The 9,435-nt window shown below is 45.9% G+C and carries 6 protein-coding genes; all 6 read left to right on the top strand.

Features of this window, described 5'->3' with window-relative positions; genetic code table 11:
• The first annotated feature begins 264 nt into the window (after positions 1-264).
• The 6 genes from HMPREF0083_RS21535 to HMPREF0083_RS21510 all read left to right on the top strand — a co-directional run bounded on the left by HMPREF0083_RS21535 (position 265) and on the right by HMPREF0083_RS21510 (position 9,298).
• A complete protein-coding gene (locus HMPREF0083_RS21535) occupies positions 265-1,689 on the top strand; it encodes a sodium:solute symporter family protein (protein WP_040304338.1) in 1,425 nt (474 codons plus the stop codon).
• A gap of 128 nt (positions 1,690-1,817) precedes the next feature.
• A complete protein-coding gene (locus HMPREF0083_RS21530) occupies positions 1,818-2,969 on the top strand; it encodes a CaiB/BaiF CoA transferase family protein (RefSeq protein ID WP_021623932.1) in 1,152 nt (383 codons plus the stop codon).
• A gap of 17 nt (positions 2,970-2,986) precedes the next feature.
• The gene (locus HMPREF0083_RS21525; RefSeq protein WP_021623931.1) at positions 2,987-4,126 is read left to right on the top strand and encodes an acyl-CoA dehydrogenase family protein; all 1,140 of its coding nucleotides are present in this window, start codon (positions 2,987-2,989) and stop codon (positions 4,124-4,126) included.
• A 68-nt stretch (positions 4,127-4,194) separates the two neighbouring features.
• Positions 4,195-5,865, top strand: coding sequence for a urocanate hydratase (gene hutU, locus HMPREF0083_RS21520; protein WP_021623930.1), 1,671 nt, complete (start codon positions 4,195-4,197; stop codon positions 5,863-5,865).
• A gap of 98 nt (positions 5,866-5,963) precedes the next feature.
• Complete coding sequence (hutU, locus tag HMPREF0083_RS21515; protein WP_021623929.1) at positions 5,964-7,607, top strand: urocanate hydratase; 1,644 nt, start codon at positions 5,964-5,966, stop codon at positions 7,605-7,607.
• Positions 7,608-7,654: 47 nt separating this feature from the next.
• Positions 7,655-9,298 (top strand): helix-turn-helix domain-containing protein, encoded by a 1,644-nt coding sequence (locus tag HMPREF0083_RS21510; protein WP_040304335.1) that lies wholly within the window; start codon positions 7,655-7,657, stop codon positions 9,296-9,298.
• The last annotated feature ends 137 nt before the right edge of the window (positions 9,299-9,435 follow it).

Raw genomic sequence — 9,435 nt, 5'->3', positions numbered from 1 at the left:
CTACTTTGGATTATACTGGATAATCAACATCCTTGTTGTAAAATATCAAATGTGCTCTATGTAGCCGACTTTCCTTAAAATGGATTAGGAAGAGTCGGCTTTTTTATCTGCTGGAAAAATATGAATGAGCAAGAAAAGAAGATGAAATTGCACAGCATAAGAAAGTACACAATGTCGTAGAAAAAAGCACTTATCCACCAAAAAATAAAGCGATAATATTCAGATAAATAAAAAATGAGCCTTGATTTCGAAGGGGGAGCTACTATGAATATGATCGATATGTCCGTGATTATCCTTTATCTGGCTATCATCGCTTTTGTTGGATTACTAGGTGCGCGAAAAGCAAAGACGTCGGAAGATTATATTGTGGCAGGCAGAGACTTAAATTTTCCGATGTATTTCGGATGTATGGCCGCCTTAACATTGGGTGGGGCCGCTACTATCGGTACAGCGAAGCTAGGATACCAATCGGGTCTATCCGGCATGTGGTTTGTTACCTCTCAGGGGATTGGCCTTGTTCTGCTCAGTCTTTTTCTCGCAAAGAAAATATTTAATTTGCGGGTGCTGACTATTAGTGAAATGCTGGAGAATCGATTTAGTGTTGAAGCGAGGCTCATTAGTTCGTTAGTTTCTATTACGTATACGGCTATGCTAACTGTCACGCAAATCATCGGTATTGGAAGCGTATTAAAAGTATGGCTGGGATGGAATTTTACCCTATCTATCATTGTGGCAGGTGGAATTGTCCTATTCTATACTGTATTAGGAGGCATGTGGTCAGTGACGATGACAGACATTGTCCAATTCATTGTGATGAGCATTGGGATTTTTGCTGTCATGCTTCCAATGAGCCTTTCCAAAGCCGGAGGATGGGCAGGATTGCATGAGAAGCTTCCATCAACTTATTTTGATTTGAGTGTAATGGGCGGGGCTGATATCTTCAAGAGCTTGCTGCTGTATGCATTAGGCATTGTTGTGGGACAAGATGTTTGGCAGCGCGTTTTTACGGCACGTAGCTTAAAAACATCCCGGTACGGACTAATCGCGGCAGGGGGATATTCGCTTCTGTATGCTATTACTGTCGCCATCATCGGCATGTGCGCATTTGCTGTACTTCCTGCTATCACGGAGCCGCAAAACGCTTTCGCAAGCATGGCAGTTACAACGCTCCCTCCCGGCGTATTGGGAATTGTGCTGGCCGGTGTCCTCTCTGCGCTTATGTCTACTGCTTCAGGTACCTTAATCGCTTCTTCCACGCTTATTGTAAACGATATCATTAAACGGTTTTCGAAACGGGATATGAATGAAAAACGGTTTTTAATCATTTCACGACTGACCACCTTGTCTGTCGGTGTGTTTGCCATGGTATGTGCATTGTGGATTCAGGACATTCTGGTCGCATTGGATATTGCATTCGCCGTTTTGTCAGGAGCCTTGTTCTTTCCGATTATTTTTGGTTTCTTTTGGAAGCGGGTTGCGGCACGGGCTGTTTTCTATTCCATTTTGATTAGTTCAGTCGTGATTCTGATTAGCCTTATGCTAAAAGGCACGACGTCGATTGTTCCGATTTTATACGGTTTGGCTACAAGCTGTGTAACAATCGTAGTGTTCTCCTATGTTTTGCGTGACCCGGTAAAGCCTACTGTTCATGATGAAGACGAACATGTGCAAAAAATCCATACGCTGTAAGAAAAGTAGATTATTTTCCGGTAGATCTTAAAATAATCTACCAAACAGTAAAAAAACCGACTAGCTATCGTTTTGGTAGACGATACATAATAAAAGCACAAACCAAAACAGGAGAGGGAGGAAGACAAATGCAGCGACCTCTTGAAAATATTCGAGTGCTGGATTTTACGAGAGTATTAGCTGGTCCGTACTGTACGATGCTGCTCGCGGATATGGGCGCCGAAGTTATTAAAATTGAGAAGCCGGAAACAGGGGATGATACACGAAGTTTCGGACCCTTTCAAAATGACGAAAGCGGTTACTTTATGTTCCTGAATAGAGGGAAGAAGAGTATAACCTTAGATCTGAAGACGCCGCAAGCTATCGATGCGATTAAGGAATTAGTAAAGCAATCGGACGTGCTGGTGGAGAATTTCCGCCCAGGCGTAATGAAGAAGCTGGGGCTGGATTATGAATCATTACGCGAATGGAATCCTGCACTCATTTATACGTCCATTTCCGGCTTCGGACAATATGGCCCGTATAGTCAACGACCCGCATATGACCTGGTCGCCCAGGCGATGGGAGGAATGACGAGCATTACTGGACATCCGGATAAACCGCCGACACGTGCCGGGGCTTCGTTGGGAGACATGAGCGCGGCGCTTTATGCGGCATACGGCATTATGGTAGCGCTATTTCATAGGCAGCGCACAGGTGAAGGCCAATGTATCGATATTTCCATGATGGACAGTATTTTTGCCCTTCTAGAAAGCAATGTTATGCGCTATACGGTGGATCAGGTAGTGCCTGAACGTATTGGCAGCCGCCATCCAATTAGTACACCGTTTGATATTTACAAGGCGAAAGACGGCTATGTGGTCATTGCGGTGGCGAACGATTCCTTATTCAAACGGTTGTGTACGGTTATACGGCAGCCTGAATTGGCGGAAGATGAGAGATTCTATCTTGATCCGCTGCGAACAAAGCATGAAGCGGAATTGAAGACCATCATCGAAACATGGCTTGCACAGTATACCGTAGCTGAAGCGGTTGAAATGATTAATGAAGGGGGCATCCCTTGCTCGCCAATTCTAACTATCCAGGATGTGTGCGAAGATGAACACACGAAAGCGCGGGATATGCTCGTTGATATTCCTCATCCGGTAACCGGCAGCGTGAAGGTGCCGGGGAACCCTGTCAAGCTATCGCGGACGCCACCCATTATTGAGAAGTCGTCACCGATGCTTGGAGAGCATACATCAGATATATTGAAGACCCTGGTGCATCAGCAGGGATAAGACGAGGAGGAAAAGACATGAATTTTGAATTGACACAAGAACAAAAAAGCATTCGGGCCATGGTACGGGATTTTAGTCGGGAGGTGCTTCAGCCTAAGGCGGCAGAATTGGATGAACAGAATCGGTTTCCGGTTGAGCATATTGGTAGATTGGCAGAATTGGGACTATTAGGTATTGCTTATCCCGAAAAGGATGGAGGCGTTGGAGCTGATTCGGTCGCGGAAGCAATTGCAGTGGAAGAGATTACATACGCATGCGCTGCAACCGGCTCTATTCTGACGGCACACTATTTAGGAATTGATGGGTTGTTTCTGGCTGCGGGAGACGAGCAAAGACAAACGTACTTGGTGCCGGGGTGTAGCGGTGAAAAGCTGTATGCCTTCTGCCTGACAGAGCCGAATGGCGGTACAGATGTCGCTTCCATGAAAACGAATGCCAGACTGGATGGGAATGAATACGTACTGAACGGCACAAAGCATTTCATTACCAACGGAGCGGAAGCGGATGTTTTAGTCGTATACGCCAAAACGGATACATCTGCTGGTTCACGAGGCATTAGCGCATTTATCGTTGAAAAAGGTACACCGGGTTTAACGTATGGAGCCGGGGACGATAAAATGGGAATTCGCGGGGCCCGTACGCATGAAGTTATTTTCGATAATTGTCGCATTCCGAAAGAAAATCTTGTTGGGCAGGAAGGTGATGGGTTTAAAATTGCTATGACGGTAGTCGACCGGGGACGTATTGGCATTGCAGCTATGGCGGTCGGCTTATCCCAGGCGGCATTGGATACGGCGACAGCTTATGCAAAAGAGCGGATCGCTTTTGGAAAGCCGATTTCAGAGTACCAGGGGCTGCAGTGGATGCTGGCTGAGATGGCTGCAGATGTTGAGACAGCACGGCTATATACGTATTATGCTGCCAGCTTAAAAGATCGTGAAGGATACCGACTCTCCAAGGAAGCGGCCGTTGCCAAGCTCATCGCCTCGGAGGCTTCTCACCGAGTCGTACATAAAGCGGTGCAAATTCATGGGGGATTTGGTTACATGAAAGAGTATCCGGTGGAGAGAATGTACAGGGACCAGCGCATTCTTGAGATTTTTGAGGGAACATCACAGGTGCAAAAGATGGTCATCACGCATCATTTGCTTAAATAAAGATTGAGACAGAACTGTTTGCCGCAACTTTATTCTAAAGATTCAATCTATATTAAGGAGGAACGATAATGAGCTACACTCATGCTGCAAATCGTGTCATCAAAGCACCGACAGGAAATCAGCTTACATGTAAAGGATGGGTACAGGAAGCGGCCTTGCGCATGCTGATGAATAATCTGGACCCTGATGTAGCAGAAAAACCGGAGGAATTGGTCGTATACGGCGGAATCGGAAAAGCCGCCCGGAATTGGGAGTGCTTTGATGCGATTGTAAAAGCGCTGCAAGAGCTGGAAAACGATGAAACGCTGCTCGTTCAGTCTGGAAAGCCTGTTGGCGTATTCCATACTCATGAAATGGCGCCGAGGGTGCTAATCGCCAACTCTAATCTCGTTCCCGCATGGGCGACCTGGGATCATTTCTACGAGCTGGAGAAAAAGGGCTTAATGATGTATGGGCAAATGACGGCAGGAAGCTGGATTTACATTGGAGCTCAGGGAATTTTACAGGGAACGTACCTGAGTTTTGTGGAAGCAGGCAAAAAAGCATTTGGAACCGCCGATTTGACTGGACGATTCATTCTAACTGGAGGAATGGGAGGAATGAGCGGAGCGCAGCCGCTTGCCGGAAAAATGGCGAAAGCCGTTATTCTTGTAGTAGAAGTGGAACGACAGCGAATCGAACGCAAAATCAAAGAGGGGTATTGTGATTATATTTGCAATACGCTTGATGAAGCGCTCGATATGGTTAAATTGTTTACCGAAAAAGGGGAGCCCGCCTCCATCGGATTGGTAGGCAATTGTGCTGATATCTATCCCGAGTTGCTTAAACGCGGGGTCATTCCCGACATCGTTACTGATCAGACAAGTGCACACGACCCGCTAAACGGATATGTTCCACATGGTATGACCTATGAAGAAGCATTGGAGCTACGCAAGCGGGATCCGAAAACATACGAGCAGAAAGCAATGGAGTCAATGGCTGTTCATGTACAGGCGATGCTTGATTTGCAAAGCGCGGGAGCAGAAACATTTGATTACGGCAATAACATTCGTGCCTATGCGCAGAAAATGGGAGTGGAAAATGCTTTTGCGTTTCCAGGTTTCGTACCTGCCTATCTGCGTCCGTTGTTTTGTGAAGGAAAAGGCCCATTCAGATGGGCTGCACTATCAGGCAATCCGGAGGATATTTATAAAACGGACCGTGTAGCAATGGAAATGTTCGCAGAAGATGAAGCGCTTATCAACTGGATTGAAATGGCACAAAAAATGGTGAAATGGCAAGGTCTACCTGCCCGTATTTGCTGGCTGGGATACGGGGAACGACACAAATTCGCGCTGAAAGTTAATGAGATGGTAGCGAGCGGTGAATTAAGCGCCCCTATCGTATTTGGAAGGGATCATCTGGATTGCGGGTCCGTCGCTTCCCCGAATCGGGAAACCGAAGCGATGAAAGACGGTAGTGATGCCATTGCGGATTGGCCGATTTTGAACGCACTCATCAATACGTGCGGCGGCGCGAGCTGGGTGAGCATTCACCATGGGGGCGGTGTAGGGATGGGCTACTCGTTGCATGCAGGCCAGGTTCTTGTTGCTGATGGCACACCGGAAGCAGCACAACGCATTGAACGCGTGCTAGTTTCCGATCCGGGTATGGGCGTTATCCGTCATGCGGACGCAGGGTATGAAAAAGCGATTAAGGTAGCAAAAGAAAGAGGTGTTGCTATTCCGATGCTGGGGTAGCATTTTGGAGATGAAAACAGAGAAGAGGCAGGAGGATTGTATTTCCCTTCTGTCCTTTATTATTAAGTAAGCATGATATGTAAAGAAGGGGGTTGAGTATGCTGCAAACCATCTACTCTCCTACAGGAAAGGGTATTTCATGTAAAAGCTGGGAAACCGAAGCCTTACTAAGGTTATTAATGAACAGCCTGGACCCGCGTGTAGCAGAGAGCGGACAGGATTTAATCGTATATGGCGGAACGGGGAAGGCAGCAAGAAGCAAACCAATGCTGCAGGCTATTATTAAAGAATTGCAGCGGCTTGATTCAGACTCTACCTTATTAATTCAATCAGGAAAACCGGTAGCTTCATTTCGTACGTTCTCTTTTTTTCCACGCGTGCTTGCGTCCGCTGCTATGGTAGTTCCTGCGTGGGCGACATGGAAAGAATTCTCCCGTCTTGAGGAAAAGGGGCTTACCATGTACGGCCAGGCAACCGCAGCATCGTGGGCGTATATCGGTGTGCAGGGTGTGCTGCAGGCGACTTTCGAGACTATGAGCGAGGTGGCCAACCGCTACTTTAACGGATCATTAAAAGGAAAGATTGTGTTGACTTCCGGCCTGGGTGGCATGGGTTCGGCTCAACCTTTGTCTGTAACGATGAATGGCGGTGTAGCCATCGTTGTAGAAATTGACGAAAGCAAAATTCAGAAACGCCTAATGAACAATTACTGTGACATTATGGTGCAGACAATCGATCAGGCGTTGCAGTTGGCTGAAGAAGCGGCACAGACGGATAGGCCGCTTGCCATTGCGCTCGTAGGAAATGCTGCGGACGTGTATTGTGAGTTGGTGGAGCGGGGGATAACACCGGATATTGTAACAGATCAGACAGCAGCGCATGATTTGCTGCATGGATATATTCCGAGTGGTGTCTCATTGGAGCAGGCATATTTCTTACGGAATAAAAAGCCGGAAAAATATGTAGAGCTGGCTATGCAAACCGTCACAGCCCATGTTGAAGCGATGAAGATGTTTCAGGAGCGGGGAGCCATTGTTTTCGATTACGGCAACAACATTCGCGGGCAAGCGAAGAAAGCCGGATATGAGGAAGCGTTCGATTTTCCGGGATTCGTATCTGAATATTTGCGTCCATTGTATTGCGAGGGAAGGGGACCTTGTCGCTGGGTAGCCCTTTCCGGGGATCCGGATGATATTTATAAAATTGACGAAGTAATTTTATCGGAATTTAAAAGCGATGAGAGAATTTGTCGTTGGATTCGTTATGTACAGGATAAAATTTATTTTTATGGGCTGCCTGCCCGTACATGCTGGTTGAACTATAAGGAACGCGATGAATTAGGAGAAATCATTAATCACATGGTAGCGTCCGGACAACTGTCGGCTCCGGTTGCTATTACACGGGATCATTCTGAAGGAAGCACGATGGCGGCACCTACCCGGGAAACGGAAGGTATGCTTGACGGCAGTGATGCTGTAGCGGATTGGCCTATCTTAAACGGGATGCTGAATGCATGCGCTGGAGCATCGATGGTAAGCATTCAACACGGAGGAGGCGTAGGGATTGGCAATTCGATACATTCTGGAATGACCGCAGTGGCGGACGGAAGCATAGAGTCATTTGAAAAATTACAAAGGCTATTAAAAATCGATCCTGGTTTGAATATTATTCGACATGCCGATGCAGGATATTCCACGGCCCGGTCCATGATAGACAAGCTAGGAATTAAGAAGCCGCTATAAAGGGAGCGAACGTCGACAATTCTGCAGAGTGAAAGGATGTGCTTCTGGTGGGACCTACGCTTTTATTGATTTCAAATGACGATGCTACGATTCAGTTGATAGAGTCGGTCAATCAAATATACGAATTTCAATTTCAAATTAGCATATGTGAAGGCGTTTCTGATTGGGAAAGGCAGGTGCGGTATTACCACCCAACGATTGTGTATCTTGATTTTGACTGTATAGAGGAGAGTGAGCGGAGGAGAATGCTGGAAATGAGTAGACAGCCTAATACCGCTCTTTCTTATATCGTTTTGAAAACGACCTACACGATACAGGAAATGCGTATGTATTTCAAGCTTGGTGCATCGGATTGTATTTCTAAGCCGTTGAACAAAAACACATTATATTATTTGCTTCACGAAACCAAAGCGAGGGCTGCAAAGGAGGCTTTGAAAATAGAGGGGCCTATTCGGATAAAGGAATGCCTTGCTTCTATGAGGAGCAGTCTAGCATATGATTTGATTTTTGGTACGATAAAAAATTCAAAAGACATATGGGACCGAAGCAAATGGGCGGATCTAGCAACTGTACCGAATACAGCTATGGTTGTTCATATCGATGAATTTTTTCGTCTTACGAAAAATAAAAGCAAGCGATGGGAACAGTCGATTCGCAGCGAAATAATCGAGGCTATCCAGCAATTTCAAGATCATGACGTTCAGGAAGTGCTGGCTATTATAACGGCTCCCGATAAAATTGCAGTGCTGCTGTCCGTTCCGCTATGTAGCAGCAAAGCAGAATACAAGGCATTAGCTACGGCGTATGCAGGGGAGATAAAAGCATATATAAAAGAAAGAACTAGGTATACGGTCACCATCGGAATCGGTCACTGCTATGAGGACGCGCGAAACTTGCATGTATCTTATCAGGAAGCACTGCATGCACAAACGCACAAATTTTTCACCGGTACGGATACGTTACTTCATATTGATGATGCTGAGCCGTTTGTTAATGAAATGGCATTGTTGCCTGGTGATGAAATGGATTCCCTAGTAAATAAGTTAACGGTAGGTGATTTTGCGGGTGTTAAGCAAAGTATTGAACAGCTATGGAGTATCGTATTCCAAAAGCCGAATGCCGATCCTCAGGTGTTCAAGATGCAGATTCTCGATTTGCTGACCACATTGGCACGAGCCGCACTCAATGGCGGTGCCAAACCGAAAGATATTTTTTCTATTCACCTGCGGTATGCGCGTGATTTACATCGCATTGAAAATACTGTTCATATGAAGCAATGGTTTAAAGAAGCGGTAGAGCACTTCTTGGAATGTGTGCTAACCAATTATAATGAGCAGATGCTAAAGTCTGTACAAAAAGCAATCCAATACATTCATTCATATTACCTGGAAAACATCACGCTAGAACAAGTGGCGAGCCATGTTCATTTGAGTCCGAATTATTTTAGCTATATTTTCAAAAAAACGACCGGCTCCTCTTTGGTAGAGTATATTACTCATTTGCGAATCGAAAAAGCGAAAGTCATGTTAATGGATTTAAACTATACGGTCTATCACATAGCCGGGGCTGTGGGGTACAATGATGCCCGCTATTTCAGCCGCGTATTTAAGACAATAGTGGGTAAAACGCCAAGCCAGTATCGAAATGCCCTTTTAGTTCCTAAGCCGCTCGTGAAAGAAGGAATGTCTTAACAAAAAAGAGCAATTGGATAGAGAGAGCTTACTGAGCGGGAGAGGAGTAGAAAATGTGTCCATGTTGATGATTATCAATGTCCTCACTTTTATCATTTTTATAGGCTATGCGGTGTATTTGTTTGCGCACCTTGTCT

Source organism: Aneurinibacillus aneurinilyticus ATCC 12856, from assembly GCF_000466385.1.
Classification (GTDB): domain Bacteria; phylum Bacillota; class Bacilli; order Aneurinibacillales; family Aneurinibacillaceae; genus Aneurinibacillus; species Aneurinibacillus aneurinilyticus.
Note: the sequence above shows the minus strand (reverse complement) of the source record. Positions and strands in the feature narration are given on the sequence as shown.